The organism is Streptomyces sp. CNP082 (genome assembly GCF_059570535.1).
Map to the genome: position 1 here is coordinate 16115 of NZ_JCANSZ010000035.1, position 22036 is coordinate 38150.

At 74.4% G+C, this 22036-nt stretch carries 16 protein-coding genes and 1 pseudogene; 3 read left to right on the forward strand and 14 right to left on the reverse strand.

Features of this window, described 5'->3' with window-relative positions; all coding sequences use genetic code 11:
• Positions 1 to 27: 27 nt before the first annotated feature.
• Both B124_RS24765 and B124_RS24770 read right to left on the reverse strand, forming a co-directional pair.
• A complete protein-coding gene (locus tag B124_RS24765) occupies positions 28 to 591 on the reverse strand; it encodes a DinB family protein (RefSeq protein WP_496505154.1) in 564 nt (187 codons plus the stop codon).
• A 91-nt stretch (positions 592 to 682) separates the two neighbouring features.
• Entirely contained in the window at positions 683 to 1336 is a 654-nt protein-coding gene (locus B124_RS24770; RefSeq protein WP_496505155.1) for a class I SAM-dependent methyltransferase, read from the reverse strand.
• Between the two features lie 179 nt (positions 1337 to 1515).
• Here B124_RS24770 and B124_RS24775 point away from each other — a divergent pair, with 179 nt between their 5' ends.
• The gene (locus B124_RS24775) at positions 1516 to 2679 is read left to right on the forward strand and encodes an MFS transporter (RefSeq protein WP_496505156.1); all 1164 of its coding nucleotides are present in this window, start codon (positions 1516 to 1518) and stop codon (positions 2677 to 2679) included.
• A gap of 71 nt (positions 2680 to 2750) precedes the next feature.
• Here B124_RS24775 and B124_RS24780 read toward each other — a convergent pair whose 3' ends face one another.
• The 8 genes from B124_RS24780 to B124_RS24815 form a co-directional block, all read right to left on the reverse strand.
• Complete coding sequence (locus tag B124_RS24780; protein ID WP_496505157.1) at positions 2751 to 4022, reverse strand: MFS transporter; 1272 nt, start codon at positions 4020 to 4022, stop codon at positions 2751 to 2753.
• Positions 4019 to 5152, reverse strand: coding sequence for a PLP-dependent cysteine synthase family protein (locus B124_RS24785; RefSeq protein ID WP_496505158.1), 1134 nt, complete (start codon positions 5150 to 5152; stop codon positions 4019 to 4021). The genes B124_RS24780 and B124_RS24785 overlap by 4 nt, the downstream gene beginning before the upstream one ends.
• Before the next feature lie 90 nt (positions 5153 to 5242).
• Positions 5243 to 5821 (reverse strand): hypothetical protein, encoded by a 579-nt coding sequence (locus tag B124_RS24790; protein WP_496505159.1) that lies wholly within the window; start codon positions 5819 to 5821, stop codon positions 5243 to 5245.
• Positions 5822 to 5983: 162 nt separating this feature from the next.
• Positions 5984 to 6304: a hypothetical protein gene (locus tag B124_RS24795; RefSeq protein ID WP_496505160.1), complete on the reverse strand. Its 321-nt coding sequence runs from the start codon at positions 6302 to 6304 to the stop codon at positions 5984 to 5986.
• Positions 6288 to 7469, reverse strand: a complete 1182-nt coding sequence (gene amcB, locus B124_RS24800) for a cyclophane-forming radical SAM peptide maturase AmcB (protein ID WP_496505161.1) — start codon at positions 7467 to 7469, stop codon at positions 6288 to 6290. Before amcB ends, B124_RS24795 begins: the two co-directional genes overlap by 17 nt.
• Entirely contained in the window at positions 7466 to 10090 is a 2625-nt protein-coding gene (locus B124_RS24805) for an ATP-binding protein (protein WP_496505162.1), read from the reverse strand. Before B124_RS24805 ends, amcB begins: the two co-directional genes overlap by 4 nt.
• Before the next feature lie 107 nt (positions 10091 to 10197).
• A complete protein-coding gene (locus tag B124_RS24810; protein WP_496505163.1) occupies positions 10198 to 10740 on the reverse strand; it encodes a GNAT family N-acetyltransferase in 543 nt (180 codons plus the stop codon).
• Positions 10741 to 10843: 103 nt separating this feature from the next.
• Positions 10844 to 13414 (reverse strand): polysaccharide lyase family 8 super-sandwich domain-containing protein, encoded by a 2571-nt coding sequence (locus B124_RS24815; RefSeq protein ID WP_496505164.1) that lies wholly within the window; start codon positions 13412 to 13414, stop codon positions 10844 to 10846.
• A 371-nt stretch (positions 13415 to 13785) separates the two neighbouring features.
• Between B124_RS24815 and B124_RS24820 the strand changes: the two genes are divergently transcribed.
• The gene (locus tag B124_RS24820; RefSeq protein WP_496505165.1) at positions 13786 to 15081 is read left to right on the forward strand and encodes a DNA methyltransferase; all 1296 of its coding nucleotides are present in this window, start codon (positions 13786 to 13788) and stop codon (positions 15079 to 15081) included.
• A gap of 210 nt (positions 15082 to 15291) precedes the next feature.
• Positions 15292 to 17289 carry a S9 family peptidase gene (locus B124_RS24825; RefSeq protein ID WP_496505166.1) on the forward strand — a complete coding sequence of 666 codons (1998 nt, stop codon included), beginning with the start codon at positions 15292 to 15294 and terminating at the stop codon, positions 17287 to 17289.
• An 85-nt stretch (positions 17290 to 17374) separates the two neighbouring features.
• Here B124_RS24825 and B124_RS24830 read toward each other — a convergent pair.
• The 4 genes and pseudogenes from B124_RS24830 to B124_RS24845 form a co-directional block, all read right to left on the reverse strand.
• Positions 17375 to 18082, reverse strand: a pseudogene (locus tag B124_RS24830) (SURF1 family protein); the annotation flags it as partial.
• A 60-nt stretch (positions 18083 to 18142) separates the two neighbouring features.
• Positions 18143 to 19630 (reverse strand): hypothetical protein, encoded by a 1488-nt coding sequence (locus B124_RS24835; RefSeq protein WP_496505167.1) that lies wholly within the window; start codon positions 19628 to 19630, stop codon positions 18143 to 18145.
• Complete coding sequence (locus B124_RS24840) at positions 19627 to 20190, reverse strand: SigE family RNA polymerase sigma factor (protein WP_496505206.1); 564 nt, start codon at positions 20188 to 20190, stop codon at positions 19627 to 19629. Before B124_RS24840 ends, B124_RS24835 begins: the two co-directional genes overlap by 4 nt.
• Positions 20191 to 20578: 388 nt before the next feature.
• Entirely contained in the window at positions 20579 to 21850 is a 1272-nt protein-coding gene (locus B124_RS24845; protein ID WP_496505168.1) for an aspartate kinase, read from the reverse strand.
• Positions 21851 to 22036 lie beyond the last annotated feature (186 nt).

Consider the following 22036-nt stretch of genomic DNA (forward strand, 5'->3'; position numbering starts at 1 on the left):
CCACCCGCCGTCAGCTACCGCGGGCCGCTACTGACCCACCCGGCCGTCCACGCACTCGCGCAGCAGGTCCGCGTGGCCGCAGTGGCGCGCGTACTCCTCCACCCGGTGCACCCACATCTCGCGCACCGACGTGTTGTCCTTGGGCAGCCGGGCACCGAGGTCGGTGTACTCGGCCAGCACCGCGTCGCACGCGGCCTGTTCGCGGGCGAGGTCGGCGAAGGCGGCGTCGACGAGCGCCTGGTCGGCGGCGGCGCCGTGGAAGTCGGCGTCGCGCTCGCCGTAGATCCTGGGGGCGGGGTCCTCCGGCACGACCCAGTTGCGCCAGTCGCGCTCCACCTCGGCGAGGTGGCGTATGAGCCCGAGCAGCGACATGGTCGACGGCGGCACGGAACGCCGCGCCAACTGCTCGGCGTCGAGGCCCTCGCACTTCATCGTCAGAGTCAGCCGGTAGCCCGTCAGGAAGTCCTGCAGCGTGGCCAGCTCGCCGTCGGGGCTGGCGTCGTTGTTGCGGGGGTCCTTGTCGGGGTCCGCCCACATGTCGGGGTAGACGCTGGCCTCGGTCCACCGCTTGGGTACGTCGTCGTCACTCACCGTACACACGATCCTGATCCGCGCCCGGACACGCAAGCGAATATCGCCGCGGGGGGCGGGCGGACCGCGCCGGGCGAAGGGGGCGGCCCGCTCAGGCCGGTGCGTCGTAGACGAGGCTGTAGCGCCAGAACAGCCGCCGGCGTACCCGCGCCCCCGGCAGCTCCGCCGCCGCGGCGGCGCGGATCCCGGCCAGGGTCTCCGCGGGTTCCGCGGTGGGCGCGGTCATGTGCACGGGCACGGCGTCCGCGCGTGCCGGGTGCTTGGCCAGCCCGACGAGCGGGTTGGCGAGCACGGCCGGCAGGGAGGCGACGAGGTCGGCGGCCCCGGCCTCGCGGTAGCACCCGACGACGACCAGCCGCCCGCCCGGCGCGAGGCAGTCGCGCAGCTCACGCAGCGTGGGGACCAGCGGCATGTGGTGCAGTACGGCGACGAGCGTGACGGCGTCCCAGCGCCGCCCGGGCTCGCGGCCGGCGAAGTCGGTGCGTACGACGGTGACCGCGGGATCGCCGTCGAACCGCCGGGCCGCGACGGCGGCGAGCGCGGCGTCGGGTTCGAGCCCGGTCACGGTCACGGCCCCCGCGCGCCGCCGCAGCAACGCCACCAGGTTCCCCGATCCGCACCCGACGTCCAGCACGTCCCGCGCCCCGGCCGCGGCCACCTGCCGGGCGATCCACGGGCCGTAGTGGTCGTTGTGGCTCCAGGGATGCCGCTGGTTGAAACGGTGCAGCGCGTCCAGTACTGCCATACGGCACAGGCTAAACCGGGTGCCGTGCAGCGGATTGACTTCGCGGGGACATCGGGTTACAACGTTGCACTTGGCTGTCGGGGCGCGGACGGGGGCTGTCGGTGCGGACCGGAGGGCAGGTGCGGGGACAGGGACAGGGGCGGGGCCAGGGACGGGACGGGGCGGCCTGGGCGCTTCCGGTGGCGCTCGGGATCGACGCCGTCGGGTCCGGGCTCTATCTGCCGCTGTCCATGGTCTACTTCCTCGCCGCCACCGACCTCTCCGAGGCGCGCGTCGGCCTGCTGATGACCGCCGCGACCGCCGCCGCGCTCCTGCTTCCGCTGCTCGTCGGGCGGGTCGTGGACCGCATCGGCCCGCGGCCGGTGGTGATCGCGGGGCAACTGCTGCAGGCGGGCGGGTTCCTGCTGTATCTGGCGGTGGACGGGCCGGTGTCGCTGTTCGCCGCGGCGCTGGTCGAGGCGGCCGGGCTGCGCGTGTACTGGTCGTCGGTCTTCGCGTTCATCGCAGAACAGGCCGACGGCCGCGGCCGGGACCAGTGGTTCGCCCGCGCCGCGATGGTCCGCGCGGCCGGGACCGGCGCCGGGACGGTGCTCGCCGGGGTGCTGCTGGGGCTCGCCTCGCAGCACGCGTACCGGGGGATGATCCTGGCGAACGCGCTGTCCTTCGTCCTCGCCGCCGGTGCCGTCGCCTTCTTCGTACGGAGCCGCCCGCGGCCGGCCGCCGGCGCCGTCGCCGGCAAGCCCGCCGACGGCGTACGGCACCTGCTGCGCAACCGCGCCTATCTGTTGCTGATCGGCGTCAACGTCCTGTTCAACATCTGCACCGTCCTCCTCGCCGTGGCCACCCCCGTCTACGTCGTCCGCGGGCTGGCCGCGCCCGGCTGGGCGGTCGGCGTCTTTCTGACCCTCACCACCGCCGTCGTCGCCACCTCCACCGCCGCGGTCACCCACCGCATCCGCCGGACCACCTCCCGCGGGGGCGCGATGGCCTGGGGCGGGGTGGCGTGGGCGGGGTGGTGCGGGGCCGTCGCGTTCGCGGTCCTGCTGCCGCGCGGCCCGGTGCTGGTCGGCTATCTGGCGCTGGTGATGCTGCTCTGGGCGGTCGCGGAGATGCTGCACGGGCCGGCCTCCAACGCGCTCTCCGCGGACGCGGCGCCGGAGGGGGCGCGGGGCACGTACCTGGCGGCGTTCCAGTACTCGTTCGCGACGGCCGACATGGTCACGCCGGGCCTCTTCGGGCTCCTGTACGGCGTGGAGCGGGTGCTGCCATGGGTGGTGGTCGGCCTCCTGGTGCTGGTCGCAAGCGTGGCGATACGGCCGCTGGAGGAACGGCTGACGGCGTGATCCACCGGGCGCCGTCACGGGCCGACCCGGTGGTCGCCGACGTCTGTCGGGAACCACCGCGCGCGTGCCGCTCACGCGGACGCCGGCTCCGGCCGCACCGCGCGCAGCCGCCCGCCGTGGGCCAGTGCCGCCAGCGCGCCCGCGCAGGCCGCGCCCGTCGCGGTCAGCACCAGCCACGGCAGCCGCGGATACCCCTCCGCCGCGTCCCACAGCGCGCCCGTCCCCAGGTTGCCCAGCGTGATGCCGAGACCGGACACCGTGTGGTAGAGCCCGTAGTGCGTGGCGACGAGGCGGCCACCGGCCAGGGTCACCACCGTGTCCATCTCGAAGGGGTACGCCAGGGCCGTGCCCAGCGCCAGCAGGGCCGCGGCGAGCAGCAGCGGGGCGAGCGCCGCCGTCCGCGCCGCCGCGCCGCCGCCGGCCGGTGGCGCCCCGGTGAGAAACAGCGGCAGAAAGGCGACGCTCATCAGGGCGATGCCGTACACCAGCGCACGCTGACCCGGCCAGCGCTTCTTCGCCCAACTTGTGACGCGCAGTTGGCCCGCCGCCGCCACGCCCGCCGAGACGGCGAAGAGCGCCGTGGTCACGCCGTCGCCGGCGGCCGGGAAGGCACGGTGGGCCTGGAGGGGGAGCGCCAGATACACCTGGAACGACAGCACGTACGAGCCGATCATGGCGGCGGAGAAGAGCATGAAGGGGCGGTTGGAGACGACCGTGCGCCAGTCGGCCAGTACCCCGCGCGCCCCCGGGCGTACGGCCCGTACCGTGTCCCGCTCGGGCAGGGCCAGCACCTGCACCACCGTCAGCCCCAGGAACAGCAGCGCCGCGACCGTGCACACCAGCCGGAAGTCGGCGGCCAGCAGAGCCAGCCCGACGAGCGGCCCGACGAACATCCCCGTCTGATAGAAGACGTTGAACAACGCGAACGCCCCCACGCGCCGCCGCTCCCCCACGGCCTGCGCGAGGTACGTCCGCACCGCCGGGTTGAACAGCGCCCCCGCGAAGCCCGTCAGCGCGGATGCCGCCACCAGCGCGGGCAGTGACTGCACGAAGCCCAGCAGCCCGAACCCCGCCGTCCGCAGCACGCACCCCGCGACGATCATGCGCTTGCAGCCCAGCCGGTCGGCCAGTGTGCCGCCGAGCAGGAACATGCCCTGCTGGGAGAAGTTCCGTACGCCCAGGACCAGGCCCACGGCCCACGCGGCCATGCCGAGCCCGTCGGCGAGATGGGCGGCGAGGTACGGCATCAGCATGTAGAAGGCGGTGTTGATGGTGAACTGCTGCACCATCAGCAGCCGCACCCCGGCACCGTACGAGCGGAACTCCCCCACCAGGCCGCTCATCGAGGCAGCACCGCCGACGGGGCAGTGACGGTGCCGCAGCGCGTCCAGCGCTCGACGGTCCGCTCCGCCGGGTGCGCGATCTCGTCGGGGCACGCGGCCGGCGGGCGGTCGAGCAGGTCGTGGGCGCGGCAGTAGTCGTCGCTGAAGACGGTGTTCCAGTAGCGCTGCACGCCGTCGGGGAAGACGGCCGCGATACGGACCGCGGGCCCGTGCGTACGCGCCAGCCACCCCGCGACCAAGGCCACCGCGCCGACGCTCCAGCCGCCCCCCGCGTAGTGGTGCCGCACGAGCCGCCGGGCCGCCCACACCGCCTCGTGCGCGGCGACCCAGTGGCACTCGTCGAACGCCGCGTGGTCGACGTTGCGCGGGTGGATGCTGCTGCCTAGCCCGCGCATCAGCCGCTCGCCCGCCGGCTGCCCGAAGACCGTGGAGCGCACCGAGTCCACGCCGACCAGCCGCATCCCCGGCGAGAACGCGCGCAGCGCGCGGGCGACGCCCGCGGAGTGGCCGCCGGTGCCGACGGCGGTGACGAGGATGTCGACGCGGCCGAGCTGCACGGCGAGTTCGAGGGCGAGCGCGTCGTACGCGGCGGGGTTGTCGGGGTTGTGGTACTGGTCCGGGCACCAGGCGCCGGGCCGCGCGGCCAGCAGTTCAGCGACCCGGTCGCGGCGGGCCTGCTGCCAGCCGCCGGACGGATGCGGGGCGCGTACGATCTCGACGCGCGCCCCGTACGCGGCCAGTTGGTGCCGCAGCAGCGGTTCGAGCCCCGGGTCGGTCACGACGGTCACCGGGTGGCCGAACGTGATCCCGGCGAGCGCGAGGCCGAGGCCGAGGGTGCCGCTGGTCGACTCGACGACCGGCGCGCCCGGCGGCAGTTCGCCGCGGCGGCGGGCGGCGGCGACCATGTGCAGCGCAGAACGGTCCTTGAGCCCGCCGGGGTTGGCGCCCTCCAGCTTGGCCCAGAAGCCGTGGCCGGCCGGGCTGAACGGCTCGCCGATCCACAGCACGGGGGTGTTGCCGACGAGCCCCGCGGGGGTGCTGCGGGCGCCGCCGGCGGGGGCGGGGAGGCGGTGTGCGGCGGCGAAGCCGGCCAGGTCGCCGGGGGCGACGGTGCGGATGGTGGAGTGCATGGGTGGTCCTTCCACGGCCGCGTGGGTACGGGGCCGGGTGTTCGCGTACGTACGTGGGGGCCGGGGGCGCGGCCGTGCGCGCGGGGGCCGTCACGTACGGCTGACGCAGACCAGACGGAGGAGGGCGGGGCCGTGGCGGGGCGCCGGGCGGAGGCCGGCGGACGGCGGCAGGGCGGGGGCCGCTTCGGCTGCCGGCAGCGCGGCGGCAGCGGCGACGGGGGCGGGGGCGGGCGGCGCGGGGAGGGCGGCGGAGCCGGCGGGGTCGTCGCGTACGACGGCGCGCGGGAGGGCGGCGGCGGGCTCGCAGCACGCCGCGCGGCAGTCGGCGTGGGTGGCGTGGTCGTGGAGGTGGTCTGCGGCGGGGGCGGCGAGAGGGCCGTCAGCGCGGCTGTCGGCCCGGTTGCCGGCCGCGGCGTCGTCCCGGCCCGCCCCGCCGTGGCCGGCCGCGTGGTCGTGCGCCACCGCGTGGTCGTGCGCCGCCTCCGCGTACGCCACCGGCGCCAGCGCCAGCGCCAGCGTGGTCCCCCGCAGGCTCTCGCCCTCGTGGTGCGGCGTACCGGCGTCCACGCACGCGAACACCGGGGCCAGCACGATGATCGCAAGACCCGCGAGAAGAGCGATCACGGCGCGGCAGAGTCGCGGCAGCACGGCGGCGTGGGTACCCGGCACGCGGACGAGCGTAGCCACTTCTGTCCCATCCGCTCCTTATTCGCCTCTTCCGGGTGAATAAGGCGGACTCAGGTTGACCCGCCTTCCGCGGCCGATCCGGCCGGGGAGCGGTCGCCGGGGCTTCGGTGAGGCTGAGGAGCAGGTTCAGCACCGCGGGTGCGGTCAGCCGTCGCCCCGCGGGCCTCCGGTCCCGTCGGCCTGGTCGCCGGCCCCGGTCGCCTCCGCCGCGTCGTCCGCTGTCTCCGGCTCTGTCTCCGGCTCTGTCTCCGGCTCTCCGAGGTTCTCCGGCCCGTCCGTCTCTTCTGGTTCGTCCCAGGAGTCCCACCCCTCCCATTCGAGGGGATCCGCTGATGCGCTGGGGCGCGGTTCGCGCCCCTCCGCGGCGGGAACCGACCGCGCGAGCGCGGCCAGCGGGTCACGCAGCCGGCCGATACGGTCCGCCAGGGACCCGTTCCCGCCCGGGTGTTCACTGTCGTTCAGCATGGAGAAGCACTCCGTCCATCAACGCTTTTCTGCTGCTGCGGCAGTATTCGGTCTCCGTGACGTCGAATCGACCGGTCTCGAAGTACTTGTTCGCAGGGTTGCCCCCGCGGCAGTACCCGAAGTGGTCGCACACGGCCCGGCAGGACGCCACCCCGCGCATCGCCTCCGCGACCCACGGGACCCCGGCGGCGCGCGCCATCACCTCGTCCAGCCCGGACGTGCGCAGGCTGCCCACCGCGAACCGCCCGTACGCGGGGGACGAGAAGCCCGCCAGCTCCGGCCCCACGGGGATCACGTCGCCGTTCCACATGACCATCGGCACCGGCCGGTGCGGGCCGTCCGCGGCCCGTCCTCCGCCCCGGGCGAGTTGGTCCCCGACGTAGCGCAGAGCGTCGTCGACGTCCCGTACCCGCAGGCGCCCGTCGTGCTGGACGCGGGCCGTGAGGGCCGCCCAGAACTCCACGACCCGGCCGTACTCCGGCGTCCCGGTCTCGCGCCACGCCCCCTTCCGCTCCACGAGGTTGACCCCGAGCGACGTGCAGCCCAGCCCGGCGAACCAGTCGTACAGCGCGTCGGCCGTCGCGGCCGAAGGGCTGCGGACCACCGCGATGGCCGTGAAGGGGATGCCGTACGAGCGCAGGAGCCCGACGGCGCGCAGGGTGCGCTCGGTGCTGTCGCGCCCGGCGCGGTCGGCGCGTGCCCCGTTCCGGCCGGCCGGGCCGTCGAGGCTGACCGACACGTGGACGCGCCGGCGGACGAACAGCTCGCACCAGGAGCCGTCGAGGAGCGTGGCGTTGGTCTGCACGCCGTGGCGTACGGGATGGCGGCTGCCGCCCGGGAACGCGTCCAGCAGGTCCTCGAAGCGCCCGGTCCCGGCCGCGAGGGGTTCGCCGCCGTGCCACACGACGCGCACGGGGTGCCGCTCGGCCCAGGCGGACACGCCGCGGGCCACGGCGTCGGCCACCTCGCGGGGCATGCGGCGGGCGCGCGTACGGTCGGGCAGGTAGCAGTACGAGCAGTCGAGATTGCACAGGGTCGTGGGCTGGACGTAGAGCAGCGAGGCGGTCGGGGACAGGCGCGCGGGCCGCACCGCACCGACGCCGGTGCCGGTGCCGGTGCCGGTGCCGGTGCCGGTGTCATCGTTCGCCGTGCCGGGGGCGCTCATCCGGGCCCTCCCGTCCCCCGCGCACCGGGGAGCGCGCGGAGCGCGGCCAGCCGCTCGTCGCAGAGCCCGCGGTGGTAGTCGGCCCCCAGCTCCGCGAAGACCGACGCGGCGTGCTCGTACACCTCCGCCGCCTCCTCGTGCTCCCCGAGCCCTTCCAGGCTGCGGCCGAGGTCGTGGCCGACGAGCGCCTCGCGGTACCGCGCGCCGATCCCCCGCAGGACGGCGAGCACGCCGCGCTGCTCCTCGGCCGCCGCGGCGAACCGCCCCTGGTCCGCGAGGACGAGGGCGACTTCGTTGCGGCACGTGGCCTCGCCTTCGCGGTCGCCCAGGGCGGCGAAGACGGCCCGTGCGCTCCGGTGTGCGCTCGCGGCCTCGTCCAGCCGGCCCGTCCCCCGCAGCACCCTGCCGATGTTGTTGGTCACCATTCCCCCCAGCGGCGGGTCATGGGTGTCCGGCATCAGGCTCCGCGCGCGGTGCAGGGCCGTCAGCGCCTCGTCGTACCGCTGCTGCTTCAGGAGCACGTGCCCCCGGCCGTTCTCCGCACGGGCGAGCGCACCCGCGTCGCCCGCTTCCACGGCGATACGCGCCGCTTGGTCCTCGGCGGCGAGGGCCTCGTCGAAGAGCCGCAGCAGGGCGAGGGCGTTCGCGAGGTTGTGCCAGCTCCGCCCGCGGCTGGCGGCGTACGTGTCCGGCAGGTCGTCGTACGCCCGCAGCGCGGTGCGGCAGGCGGCGACGGCCTCCTCCAGCCGTTGCGTCCAGCGCAGGGCGACGCTCAGGTTGTTCGCGCACTTGCCCTCGCTGCGCCGGTCGCCCAGCCCGCGGCTGGCCCGCAGCGCGTGCTCGTACACGGTCACCGCGTCGTCGTAGCGGCGGCGCAGCCCGAAGTACTCGCCGAGGTTCAGCGCCAGACGCACGCCCGCGCGCGCGTGGGCGGGCTCCGCGGCCCAGCGGGCTGCCGCCACCAGCGAGCCGCGCTCGGCGTCGAGCCAGGCGAGAGCCGCCTCGCGGTCGGCGAAGCCGGCAGGATCCGGGGCCGGGACGGCGGGCGCATCGGGAGCGGACGGCGTCAGCAGGCGCCTCCTGGCCGCCGTCGCCCGGTCGCCGTAGTGGGCGAGCAGCCGGCCCCTCGCCTCCTCGTGGCGCTCGTGCAGGCGCCGGTCGGCGCGGACTTCGGCCACGGCGTAGGCGCGTACGAGGTCGTGCATCCGCCAGCGCCCGTGCGCGTCCCGCGGCTCCACCAGATGGGCGCGGACCAGCGTGTCGACGCCGCGGACCGGGAGGGGCCCGCCGTAGCTCGCGGTCAGCGCGGCCACCGACACGTCCGCGCCGGGGTGCAGCGCGAGCAGCCGGAAGAGGTGGGCCTGCTCGTCGGTCAGCAGGCGGTACGACAGGTCGAAGGCGGCCCGTACGGCGCGTTCGCCGTCGTCCAGGTAGCGCATGCGCGTGGCCATGTCCCGCAGTTCGTCGGCGAGTTCGGCGACGGGCTTGCCCGGGTCGGCGACCAGCAGGGCCGCGGCGATCTGCAGGGCGAGCGGGAGGTGCCCGCACCGCCGGCACAGCTCCCTCGCCGCGCCGTCCTCCCGCGCCAGCCGCCGGTCGCCGGGGTCGGCGGCGGTCAGCGCCTCGTGCAGCGCCGTGAGCGCGGCTTCCGGCGGGAGCATGCCGAGGCGCAGTTGGTGTGCGCCGAGCTGCGCGAGCACGTTGCGGGAGGTGGTCAGGACGCGGTGCGCCGGGTGGCCCGGCAGGAGGGGCCGTACCTGGGAGGAGGTCGCCGCGTTGTCGGCGAGCAGCAGTACGGGACCGCGGTCGGCCGCGACCCGCTCCAGTACGGACCGGTACAGTCCGGCGCGCTCGTCCGCGGTCGGCGGGGTGTGCTCGGGCTCGACGCCGAAGGAGCGGAGGAGTGCCCGCAGGGCGCCGTCGGCGGTGACGGGGGTCTCGTCGGCGCCGTGCAGGTCGACGAAGTACACCCCGCCGGGGAACCAGCCGGTGCGCCGCGCCTCGTACGCCGCGTGGAGGGCCAGGGACGTCTTGCCCACCCCGCCGAGGCCGGAGATCGCCACGGGGGGCGTGGGCGGCGTGGCGCCGTCCGGCGGCGGGCGTAACAGGTCGAGGAGCGCGGTCAGTTCGTCCGTACGGCCGACGAAGGAGGGGCCGGGAGCCGGGAGCGCGGAGAGGTCGGCGGGGGCCCGCTCAGCAGTCCGGGGCGGCTCGGCCGGCGGATACGCGCCGGGTGGCCGCGCTTCGGCGGGCAGGGGCGCTCCGGCGGGCGGGGGCGCCGTGCCGTCGGCGGAAGGACGGCCGCCGCGGTTGGCGTTGCGCTCCCGGCGGGCCTGCCCGAGGAGCTCTCCCCACCACGCCTCCGGCCGCGCGGGGTATCCGGCCCGGCCGCCGCGGCCGGCCTCGCTCTGCAGGAAGGCCGTCAGCACCAGGAAGTACCGCGTGTGCGCAGGACCCGGCACGGTGCGCGCGTTCAGCCAGCCGCTGAGCGTCGAGTCGGCGACCGCCGCGGGCGGGCTCTGCTCGCGGCCCAGGCGCACGAGCCGGTCCAGCGTCGGCCGGCCGGCGGCCTCGTACACCGCCGCCAGCTCCGCCCAGAACCGCCGCGCCTGCCCGGCCAACCGGAACCCCCTGTGCCCTGGACCCTTCTGCCGCCATCCGGGCGCAAACCTCCCGGAAGCCAGCACAAACCTACCGCCGGTCGGGCGGGCGCTTCCCGCCGTCGGTGTCAGTGCGGCGGACTGCGGTGCGTCCAGAGGTCCAGCGGCGGCGTCGGCGGCACCGGGTGGAGGCTGCCCGTCCGCGTCCAGCCCCAGGTGTGGTACGCCGCATCGGCCGCCGCGTTGCCCTGCGGCAGCAGCGCCACCGCCGGCGACGGCGCCCAGCGGGCCAGCAGGTGCTGCTGCAGCCGCGTGGCGATGTGCCGGCGGCGCTGGTCCGGCACCACCATCAGCTCGGCCACCACGAACGCCCGCGGGGACGAGGTGACTTCGGTCAGCGCCAGCGGCGGCCCCTCCGGGAAGTCCGGCCACCACTCGCCGGAGCGGTCGGCCCGGAAGCCGTACGCGCAGCCCACCGGCCGGTCGCCCCCGGCCAGCACCATCTCGAATCCCGGCCGCTGCACGTGGTCTTCGAGCCGCCGCAGGAAGCCCTCCCGCCCGGGCACCCCGCCCGACGTGCCGTTGTACGACGCGACGTACACGTCCGCCACGGCCTCGCGCTGCGTGTCCGCCTGCCACCGGCTCAGGCCACGCAGGAACAACTCAGACACTCGTCCTCCCCCGGTCCGGCCGCCGGCTCGCCCGAGCCCCTGTGACCTCAGCGTAGCCCCGCCGGCCTCCGCGCACATGGCCCCGAACCGGACGAAGTACCGGCTAGCCCTCCAGAGTTGACGTCAGGCTCCTGCCGTACGCGTGATGCGTGTCCACCTCCAGCTTCGTCCCGCCGGGCACCGGGCTGACCCGGACCCCGTCGTCCCCCGCGGTCTTCCGCAGCGCTCGCCCGCGCAGCACCACGGTGACCGTGCCGCGGTCCATCGTCGGATCCGCGACGGCCACGCCGACGCGCCCGTCGTCCCCGGTCCGTACGAGCACCGAGGCGGGGCCGTCGATGCTCAGCCCGGCGGTGTCGTGGCGGCCGGGGGTGAACGCGTTGGCGGCGGTCAGGCCGAGGGTGGCGTGGTGGACGGCCTGCAGGTGCGGGGTGTTGGCGGTCACGGTCAGCGGGGGGCGGCTGCGGTACGTGTCCAACTGCGCGGCGGAGGCGTGCGGCACGAGGGCGTACGCCAGGCGCGCGCGCCCGCGCCGCGGCTCGTGGTCGACGGTGGCGCTGAACACGGTGCGCGTCACCGCCGTGTCCGGGTTGGAGGTCCGTACGGCGCGGCGGCTGCGCGTGACGTCCTCCAGGCCGACCCGGACGGCCGGTGCGTCCAGGAAGACGTACCCGACGGCCGTGCCCTCGGCGGCGTCCGCGTAGCGCAGCCAGCTCAGCGGTGCCGTGCCGGGCCCCTCCCAGGCGCTGCCGTCGCGGTGCGCGCCGGTGACGGTGACGGCGGCGGAGGGGTCCGCGGTGCGCGCGTCGACAGCAGTAGTTACTGTGCGGCCGGCGGGGTCGCCGACACCTGCGGCGAGGACGACGACCTCGTCGTCGAGCATGAACCACGACTTGGTGGCGGTCGCGTTGCGGTAGACGGCGAAGTCGTCCGGGAGAAGGTCGCGTTCGGCGTACGCGACGTCGTCGGACTGCACCATCGCGGACGTGCCGTACGCGCCGAGGACGGCGCCGCCGGAGTGCCTGTTGGTGCCGCGCGGGAAGTAGACGTACGTGTTCTGCGACTCGGAGGACGAGGTGAAGTTCAGCGGGTGGCCGGGGTTGTCGTACCAGAGCCCGCCGTACAGCTCCGGCACGGTGCCGCGCCGCTCGACGGGCGCGGTGGCACCGGCGAGGCCGTAGGGGGAGACGACGGTGTAGTAGTCGACGCCGTACGCGCGCGTCTGATCCTGTCCGGAGAGATACAGGTAGTACGCACCGTCGCCCTGGAACCAGGGCATCAGGTTCTCGCCGCTCATGTACTCGTACTTGCTGATGCGGTCCGAGCTGCGCGCCAGCGCGAACGCGAAGCCGGGGCGGCGGTGGACGTGCTTGTCCATGGCGTTGAACGCGACGCTGCGCGCGGCGGGGTTGAGGTCGGCGGGCGGGATCGTGCCGTCGCCGACGATGTCCGCGTAGCGCACGACGCTGACGGGGGAGACGAACCTGGCGGGGTCGAGCGCGGCGCGCGAGGTGGCGCGGATGTGCTTGACGTAGCTCTTGAGAGCGGCGGCTTCGGCCTCGGTCGCGTAGTCGGCGAGGTCGACGACGGCCTCGACGATGACGGCGACGTCGGCGTAGCCGGACGTCGTACGGGAGACGGCGCGGCCCTTGACGACCTCCATCATCCAGCCCTCGAAGATCAGCGGCGCGAAGCCGTCGCGCACCCAGCGCTGCACCACGGGCACGAGCGCGTCGGTGTTCGCGAAGCCCGTGCCGTCGAGGATCTTGAGCGTCTGGACGACGCGCGTGAGCAGCGCCTTGCCGTACGAGCCGGTGTACGCGACGGAGTGGTGCTGGATGAACGAGCCGTCCGCGTAGTAGCCGTCGGTGTTGCCGTGGCGGATGTCGTACGGGTCGATGGTGGCGAAGACGGTGAGCTGGTCTTCGAGGGCCTTGGCGATACGGGCCTCGCCGCCCGGCTCCCCGGCCGCGGCGAGCAGGGCGCCCTGGATGATGCGGTTGGTGGTGATGTCGGCGAGGTTGGCGCCGGTGTGGAAGCGGGAGTCGAGGTCGACGTCGCCGTCCTTGCCGTTGCGGAGGTACGCGTCCATGGACGCGACGTACGTCGCGAGCAGCCCGGCGGGGACGGCGCCGGGGACGTCGGCGAGGAGCGCGAAGGTCTTGCCGACGTGGGTGGAGATGCCGATTTCCCAGTTGTGCCAGTTGCCGTAGTAACCCCGGGAGTGGTCGCCGTAGTAGTGCTCGTGCAGCCACACCAGGCCCTCGACGGCGCGGCCCTGGGCGGCGGTGTCGCCGTACAGGTCACCGCCGGGGGCGCGGGTGGCGAGGGCGATCTCGTAGAGCTTGAGGTACGAGGTGGTGAGGTTGACGTCACTGGTCCCGAGGGGGACACCGGCGAACAGCTCGCCGGTGGCGGTGCCGGTGTCGGCCATCGCGGCGAGGTTGGCGCGGGCGGTGCCGTGCAGGGCGGCGACCTTGGCGGCGGCCTCGGGGCGGGCGTTGACCTCAGGGGTGCCGGCGAAGACGGCGCGGGTGTGGGCGAGGAGGAGCGCGGGGTCGGCGGCTTGGGCGGCTTCGGCGGTCTCGGCCGCGGCAGCGTGGCGGGCCGGGAGGACCGCCAGCAGGCCGGCGGCGGGCAGGGTGGACAGCAGGCGTCTGCGGGTGAACTCCATGGGGTCCTCCCCCGGTGCGTTGGGGCACTGGCAGCCGGAGTCAAGCAGATGGGGGATGCGCCGACAAGCGCTTGCGAGCCGGTACGGGAGATCGCGCCGGGAAGGAACCGGGGACGTGACGGGCGGGGCCCGGCGCACAGGCAGCCGGAGCGCACCGGCGGGAAGACGATCACCTACCGCCGGACCCCGCCCGGCGGAACCAGCTTGATGCACCGGAGGCGTTGCTGCAATGCCGCCGCAATAAGCCCACGGGAAGATCGCGGATCACCATCGCCCCCGTACGGAGGGGACTTGCCCGTTCACACCTGGCGACCGGCCGCCGCCCACTACGATCCTCGCTACCCCCCGCCCCCATCGGCGAGAGCGAGAGCATGCGGTCGGACACCCGTCAGAACGCACACCTCACCTACCGCGCCAACACGGGCGCCGGCCGCCACGGCTGGCTCCGGCTGACCCCCGCCTACTCCGTGAGCCTCGTGCGCCGCTACGCCGCCGAGATGCCGCCCGGCTCCGTCGTCACCGATCCCTTCTCCGGCACCGGCACCACCCCGCTCGCCGCCGCCGAGCACGGGCTGACGGGGCAGTCGCTGGACGTGAACCCCTTCCTGATCTGGCTGGGGAAGACGAAGACGGCCGCGTACGAGCCGGACCAGCTACGCGAGACCCGGCGGGCGCTCGCGCCGCTGGTGCACCGCGCCGAGGAACTGCTGCCGGAGGCCGACGGGCTGTGGCAGCCGGAGCTGCACAACATCGGGCGGTGGTGGGCCCGGAGCGCGCTGGACGCGCTGAAGGCGGTGCGGCGGGCGCTGGACGCCGCGGCAGGCGGGCTGCCGCCGGGCGGGCGGGACCTGCTGGACGTGGCCTTCTGCCGGACGCTGATCGCGTCGAGCAATGCGGCGTTCAACCACCAGAGCATGTCGTTCAAGGAGGAACAGGCGGGACAGGGGGAACAGGAGGGCGGCGGCACTCTCCAGGCGCTCGACCTCGCCGCCGCCCGGGCTGTGCTGGAGACCTTCCGCCGCGAGGCCGGCACCACGCTCACCGGCGCCGCGGCCCCGCTGCCCGGCACGGCGCGCGTCCTGTACGGCGACTCCCGCGACATGCAGCCCGCCGCCGACCGGCTCGCCCCCTGCGACCTGCTGCTGACCTCGCCGCCGTACGTCAACCGCATGTCGTACATCCGCGAGCTGCGCCCGTACATGTACTGGATGCGGCACCTGCGGCGGGCGGAGGACGCGGGCCGGCTGGACTGGCAGGCCATCGGCGGCACCTGGGGCGCGGCCACCTCGCGCGTACGGGCCTGGCGCCCGCCGGAGCCGGAGGCCGAGGGGGTGCCGGAGCCGGTCGCGGGCGAGCTGGCCCGGACGCAGGCGGCGATCCGCCGGGACGGCGGGCGGAACGGGCCGCTGCTGGCGAACTACGTGGGCAAGTACGTGCACGACATGTGGGGGCACTTCCGGGCGGCGTACGAGAACGTGCGCGGCGGCGGGCAGGTGGTCTACGTGATCGGCAACTCGACCTTCTACGGGAACCAGGTGCCGGCGCAGGAGTGGTACGCGGCGCTGCTGCGCGAGGCGGGCTTCGCGGGGGTCGAGGTGGAGGTCATCCGCAAACGGAACAGCAACAAGGCGCTGTTCGAGTACGTGGTGTCGGGCGGTCGGCCGTAGGACGCGCGGCTGCCGGGGGCGGTTGCCGGGATCGGGGAGCCGGGGTCGGGGAGCCGGGATCGGGGAGCCGGGATCGGGGAGCCGGGATCGGGGAGCCGGGATCGGGGAGCCGGGGTCCGCGGCGGCGGGAGTTTATCCACAACTGGGCAGTAATCCACAGATTGGCGGTGCGGTCGCCGAACGGCCGGGGCGAGGACGCAGAATGGCGGCATGAGCGAGATCGACGGGGGCAAAGCGGGACGTGCCGGTGACGACGCAAGCTTCGGCGGCGAGGGCTACGAGAGCTACGGAGACGGCGCAGGTGCCGGAGACGGCGGGCCGGCGGGTGCGGAGCCGGCGTGGAAGCGGCGGTTCCGGGCGCCGCGGATCAGCCTGCCCGGGTGGGCGGAGGACGCGCCGGACCGCGCGCTGTACGTGTCGAACCAGACCGGCACGTTCGAGCTGTACGCATGGGACCGCCGCACGGGCGGCGTCCGCCAGGTCACGGACCGGCCGAACGGCACGACGGACGGCGCGCTGACACCGGACGGCGAGTGGGTGTGGTGGTTCTGCGACACCGACGGGGACGAGTTCGGGGTGTGGCGGCGGCAGCCGTTCGCGGGCGCCGCGCCGGGGCAGGACCGGGCGGCGGCGCCGGGGCTGCCGGCGGCGTACTCGGCGGGGCTGGCGCTGGGGCGGGACGGCACGGCGGTGATCGGCCGTTCCACGGAGGAGACGGGCACGACGATCCACCTCGTCCGGCCCGGCGGCGAGCCCAGCGAGATCTACCGGCACCGGGAGTCCGCCGGCGTCGGCGACCTCTCGCACGACGGCAGGCTGCTCGCCATCGAGCACACCGAGCACGGCGACGCGATGCACGCCGCCCTGCGCGTGCTGCGGCTCGCCGGCGCCCCCGGCGGGGACGCGGTGGTCGCCGAGCTGGACGACACCAAGGGCGGCCGGGAGGAGCTGGGCCTGGAGGTGCTGGGCTTCGCGCCGGTGGCCGGCGACGCGCGGCTGCTCGTCGGGCACCAGCGGCGCGGGCGGTGGGAGCCGATGGTCTGGGACCCGGTCTCGGGGCAGACCCGGGAGCTGGAGCTCGACCTGCCGGGGGACGTGTCGGCGGAGTGGTATCCGGACGGCAGCGCGCTGCTCGTGCTCCATACGTACCAAGCACGCAGCGAGCTGTGGCGGTACGGGCTCCAGGGCGCCGACTCCGGCGCCCTGACCCGGGTCGAGACCCCGCCGGGGACGATCTCGGGGGCGACGCCGCGGCCGGACGGCACGGTGGAGTTCCACTGGTCGTCGGGCGCGGAGCCGCCGCAGGTGCGGTCCGCCGACGGGGCCGTGGTGCTGCAGCCGCCGGGACCCGCGGCGCCGGGCTCGGTGCCGGTGGAGGACGCCTGGGTCGACGGGCCCGGCGGGCGGATCCATGCGCTGGTGCAGCGGCCGGCGGGCGAGGGCCCGTTCCCCTGCCTGTTCGACGTGCACGGCGGCCCGACGTGGCAGGACAGCGACGCCTTCGCGGCCGGCCCTGCGGCCTGGGTCGACCACGGCTTCGCCGTGGTCCGCGTCAACTACCGCGGCTCCACCGGCTACGGCCGGGAGTGGACCGACGCGCTCAAGCACCGGGTGGGGCTCATCGAGCTGGAGGACATCGCGGCGGTGCGGGAGTGGGCCGTCGCCTCCGGTCTCGCGGACCCGGAGCGGCTGGTCGTCGGCGGCGGCTCGTGGGGCGGGTATCTGACGCTCCTGGCCCTCGGCACGCAGCCGGACGCCTGGGCGCTGGGCCTGGCGGCGGTGCCCGTCGCGGACTACGTGACGGCGTACCAGGACGAGATGGAGGCCCTGAAGGCGATCGACCGCACGCTGATGGGCGGATCACCGGAGGACGTCCCCGAGCGCTACGCCGCGTCGTCACCGCTGACGTACGTGGACAAGGTGCGGGCGCCGGTGTTCGTCTCCGCGGGGGTCAACGATCCGCGGTGCCCGATCCAGCAGGTGGAGAACTACGTCGGACGGCTGGCCGAGCGCCGGCATCCGCACGAGGTCTACCGCTACGACGCGGGACACGGCTCGCTGGTCGTGGAGGAGCGGATCAAGCAGTTGAGGCTGGAGCTCGACTTCGTCCGGCGTCATCTGCTTCCGGACCTGGCTCCGCAGCCGTCGCAGCCGCAGCGGCCGGGTCCCGGTCCCGGGGACCGCTCTCGTCAGGATCGGGGGAGGTGAGGCCGAGGGCCCTGTCGCGCGCGACCTCCGCCTCGCGGCGGAAGAGCCGGTACCACATGAAGATCACGAAGCCGGCGAAGACGAACCACTGGGCCGTGTAACCGAGGTTCTGGAACGCCTTGAGGTCGAGCCCGCTGCCCTCCGGGACCTCGGCGGGGACGGGCCGCATCCCGCCGTCGGCCTCGAAGAGGGTGATCCAGGCCGGGGAGACCTGCTCGTCCACGACGTTGATCAGCGCCGCGGCGCTGATCATGCCGACCTGGCCGCGCGGCAGCCCGCCCTCGGTGTGCACGCCGGGGGAGCCCTGGTTCTCGGACACCTGCAGGGCACCGGTGACGGTGACCTCGCCGGCGGGCGGCTCGGGGGCCTTCGCCGGGTCGGCCTCGCCGGGCAGCCAGCCGCGGAGCACCGGAACGGAGGTAGGGGTTCCGGCGGCGTCGTCGCCCACGGGGCCGGCGCCCACGGGGTCGTCGGTGCGCAGGAGGGTCAGCACGTAGAAGCCGGTCTCGCCGTCGAGGGTGCGGTCGGGGACGAGGAGCTGGGGGCCGTAGCGCCCGGTGACCGTCGCCGCGTCACCGGTCGTCTCCTCAGTCACGGGCAGCAGCTCGCCCATCGGCCGGCCGGCGGCGTCGTCGGCGGCGCCGTCCCGCTTCTCCTGCTGTGCCTGGTGGGTGTCCACGCGGGTCTCGAAGCGGCTCAACTGCCAGGCGCCCATGACGAGGCAGACCGGGATGGCCACTGCGGCGAGGACGTTGACGACCCACCACCGGGGCGTCAGCAGGAACCGGTACACGCCTCCACGGTACGGCCTCCCCGACGGCCGCCCGCCCAGGGGGCGGGAAACGCGGCCGGGTCAGGTGCCGGGGAGCGGTTCGGTGTAGTAGACGGTGCCGGCGCAGGCGTTCTCGACCGTGACGCTGGCCACGGCGGAGGAGTCGGCCTCCGGCGAGTGGGTCAGGGTGACGGAGCCGTCGCCCGTGCCGTCGCCTTCGCCCGGTTCGCCGGTGCCGCCGGTGTCACCGCCGCCAGTCTCGGTCCCCTGGTCGGTCTCGGACTGGGTCTCGTCCGGCGAGGACTGCGTGTCGTCGCTGGGGTCCGGGGCCGGCGTGGTGGCGGAGGTGGTGCAGCCGCCGTCGCTGCTGGTCTCCGGCACCCAGGCGAACTCCACCACGTATGACTCGCTGGGCGCGAGCACCAGCGCGCCGGTCGCTTCCGGCGGCGGCAGCAGGTCCGTGGCGGCGTCGCCGACCGTGTGCGTTCGGGTGTCGACCGCGCTCGCGCTCGCCGCGCCGAACGTGCCGCCCACCCGCACGCCCTCGGACGACTCGACCGCGCAGGCGGTGCTGGAGACATTGGTGACGGTGAAGGAGCCGGTGACCCGGCCCGCCTCGTCGGGCGTGCGGCTGGCCGCGACCGGCTCGCTGATCTGCGCCGGCGCGCACGGCTCCGCGACCGTCGTGTCCTCGGAGCCGCCGGTCGGGGCGGCGGTGTTCTCGTCGGGCCCGGGGCTGTGCGTCTTCTCCTCCTTGCCGCCCGGCTCCTTGCTGCCGGCGGTGGCGTCGGAGTCGTTGCCCTCCACGGTGCCGCCCCCGCCCTGCCCGGCGCCGGGAGGCTGGCTGTTGGCGACGTCCTGACGCGGGCTCTTCTCGCTGGTCGAGCCGGCGACGTTCATCAGCGCCGGCACCGAGACCGCCAGCGCGACCACCGCGACCGCGGCGACCGCGACCAACTGGCGGCGGCGCGCGCGCCGCGCGGGCACCGCCCGCTGCAGATACTGGAGCGTGCCGGGCGCCGGCTCCAGGCCGTCGACCGCGGAGTGCAGCAGCAGCCGCAGCTCGTCCTCGCCGTCCGCGTCGTCACCGCCGTCCCCGTCGCCGTAGCCGCCGGGCCACCGCGGGATCCCGGCCCCGCCGGGACCGCCCGTACCACCGAAGCCGACCGGACCGCTCAACCCACGCGGCCCGCCCAGACCACCCGGCCCGTCGGGAACACCGACACGAGAGCCGTCCGGAACACCAGGGCCGTCCAGCCCCTCCGCACCGCCGGATCCCTCCGACGGACCCGACGCACCCCGCGCCGCCGCCCCGTCGTCCGGTCCTGCCGCCTCGGGCACCGCCGCCCCGGACACCGCCGCCGTCAACTCGTCCGAGCCCGCCGGCGCCTCCGCCGTATCCGCCGTATCCGGCGCATCCGGCAACTCGGCAGTCTCCGCCGTCCCAGCCGTCTCCGCCACGTCCACTGCCCCGCGTCCGGCCCCGGTCCCGGCCCCCGCGCCCGACCCGCCGGATCCCTCGGAACCCCGCTCCCACGGCGGGCCCGATCCGTAGAAACGCTCGCTCATGTCCGCGCTCCCATGGCTGTCCGCAGTGCGGCGATGCCCCGGGAGCCGTACGCCTTGACGGAGCCGAGCGAGATGCCCAGCGCCTCGGCCACCTGAGCCTCGGTCATGTCCGCGAAGTAACGCAGCACGAGCACCTCGCGCTGCCGGCGCTGCAGCCCGCGCATCGCCTGGATCAATTGGTCGCGCTCCAGTTGTTCGTACGCACCCTCTTCCGCGCTGGCCATGTCGGGCATGGGCTTGGAGAGCAGCTTCAGCCCGGTGATGCGCCGACGGAGCGCGGAACGTGACAGGTTGACGACCGTCTGCCGCAGATAGGCGAGGGTCTTGTCCGGGTCCTTGACCCGCTTGCGCGCCGAGTGCACGCGGATGAACGCCTCCTGCACCACGTCCTCGCAGGAGGCGAGATCGTCGAGCAGCAGCGCGGCGAGACCGAGCAGCGACCGGTAGTGGGTCTGGTACGTCTCGGTGAGGTGGTCGACGCTGGTGCCCTCCGCCATGGCGTCGTCAGCGTCCCCCGCGGACTTCTTCGCGGCAGACCGGCCGGACCACGGCGCGATCACCGGCAGCCCCCGGGGCGCCGCGGAGGAACCGGGGCGCAGCGCGGGGCCGGCCGGAAGGGTCGCAATGCTGAGTGCCTCTGCCACGCCTGTTTGACACACCGACCCCTGTCAAGGTTGTACGCACACGGCGGCAACACCGGTGGTGTCACCACGCGTACCGCCATGCCCACTCCCTCGCTACCCGTGCGGCCGGCCAATGCGGGCAGGGACAGAGACGCTTCGCGGCGCCGCCGCGGTTGCAGACGGCGCGAACCGCAATCCTCGGATGGCAAGGGTGTTCGGCGCAAGCGGTATGGACCAACGGATCGGTGACAAACCTGCTCAAGTGACAACCTGCTCAAGTGACAAACCCGCTCAAGTGACAAACCCGCTCAGGTGGCAAACCCGCTCAGCGGCCGGTGCCGCCGTAGACGACCGCCTCGTCGCTCTCGCTGTCGAGGCCGAACGCCGAGTGCACGGCGCGTACCGCGTCCTTGACGACGTCCTCGCGGGTCACCACCGAGATACGGATCTCGGAGGTGGAGATCAGCTCGATGTTGACCCCGGAGTTGGACAGCGCCTCGAAGAACGTGGCCGTGACGCCCGGGTGCGAGCGCATGCCGGCGCCGACGAGGGAGATCTTGCCGACCTGGTCGTCGTAGCGCAGGGACTCGAAGCCGATCGACGGCTGCGCCTTGGTCAGCAGCTCCATCGCGCGGTGGCCGTCGGTCTTGGGCAGGGTGAAGGAGATGTCGGTCAGGCCGGTGGCGGCGGCCGAGACGTTCTGCACCACCATGTCGATGTTGATCTCGGCGTCCGCAATCGCGCGGAAGATGGCGGCGGCCTCGCCCGGCTTGTCCGGGACACCGACCACCGTGATCTTCGCCTCGGAGACGTCGTGCGCGACTCCGGAGATGATCGCGTGCTCCATGCCTTCTGCTCCCTCGGAGATATTGCCTACCCATGTGCCCGGATGCCCCGAGAACGAGGAACGGACGTGAATGGGCATGTTGTACCGGCGGGCGTACTCGACGCAGCGGTGCAGCAGGACCTTCGACCCGCTGGTCGCCAGTTCGAGCATGTCCTCGTACGGGATCCGGTCGATCTTACGGGCCTTCTTCACCACCCGCGGATCGGCGGTGAACACGCCGTCCACGTCGGTGTAGATCTCGCAGACCTCCGCCTCCAGCGCCACCGCCAGCGCCACCGCCGTGGTGTCCGAGCCGCCGCGGCCGAGCGTGGTGATGTCCTTGCTGTCCTGCGAAACCCCCTGGAAGCCGGCGACGATCGCGATGGCGCCCTTGTCCACCGCCTCCTGGATCCGGCCGGGTGTGACGTCGATGATCCGCGCCTTGTTGTGCACGGCGTCGGTGATCACGCCCGCCTGGCTGCCGGTGAACGACAGCGCCTCGTGCCCCAGTTTCTTGATCGCCATCGCCAGCAGGGCCATGGAGATCCGCTCGCCCGCGGTGAGCAGCATGTCGAGTTCGCGGCCGGTGGGGATCGGTGAGACCCGCTCGGCGAGATCGATCAACTCATCCGTCGTGTCGCCCATCGCGGACACCACGACGACGACCTGATGGCCGGCCTTCTTGGTCTCGACGATCCGCTTGGCGACGCGCTTGATGCCCTCGGCGTCGGCGACGGAAGAGCCGCCGTACTTCTGCACGACAAGGCCCACGTGCGCTCCTCGCAATGGTGTTTCGGTCGGCTCATTCTACCGAGCCGGCGGGTACGCAACGGGGCGTGCCGGCTCGGTGACGCACCTGCCCGGGACCCGCGGAAGGCACACGGAAACGTAAGGCAGCTCACATCCGGAGCCCCACAATCCGGGCGCGTACGCCGCACCCGCGCGCCGTACGCGCTA

Coding starts and splice junctions, on each gene's coding strand:
- B124_RS24795 (WP_496505160.1), bottom strand. CDS start 6,304: ATGCTGAACGACAGTGAACACCCGGGCGGGAACGGGTCCCTGGCGGAC.
- B124_RS24770 (WP_496505155.1), bottom strand. CDS start 1,336: ATGGCAGTACTGGACGCGCTGCACCGTTTCAACCAGCGGCATCCCTGG.
- B124_RS24780 (WP_496505157.1), bottom strand. CDS start 4,022: ATGAGCGGCCTGGTGGGGGAGTTCCGCTCGTACGGTGCCGGGGTGCGG.
- amcB (WP_496505161.1), bottom strand. CDS start 7,469: ATGAGCGCCCCCGGCACGGCGAACGATGACACCGGCACCGGCACCGGC.
- B124_RS24835 (WP_496505167.1), bottom strand. CDS start 19,630: ATGAGCGAGCGTTTCTACGGATCGGGCCCGCCGTGGGAGCGGGGTTCC.
- B124_RS24815 (WP_496505164.1), bottom strand. CDS start 13,414: ATGGAGTTCACCCGCAGACGCCTGCTGTCCACCCTGCCCGCCGCCGGC.
- B124_RS24825 (WP_496505166.1), top strand. CDS start 15,292: ATGAGCGAGATCGACGGGGGCAAAGCGGGACGTGCCGGTGACGACGCA.
- B124_RS24785 (WP_496505158.1), bottom strand. CDS start 5,152: ATGCACTCCACCATCCGCACCGTCGCCCCCGGCGACCTGGCCGGCTTC.
- B124_RS24820 (WP_496505165.1), top strand. CDS start 13,786: ATGCGGTCGGACACCCGTCAGAACGCACACCTCACCTACCGCGCCAAC.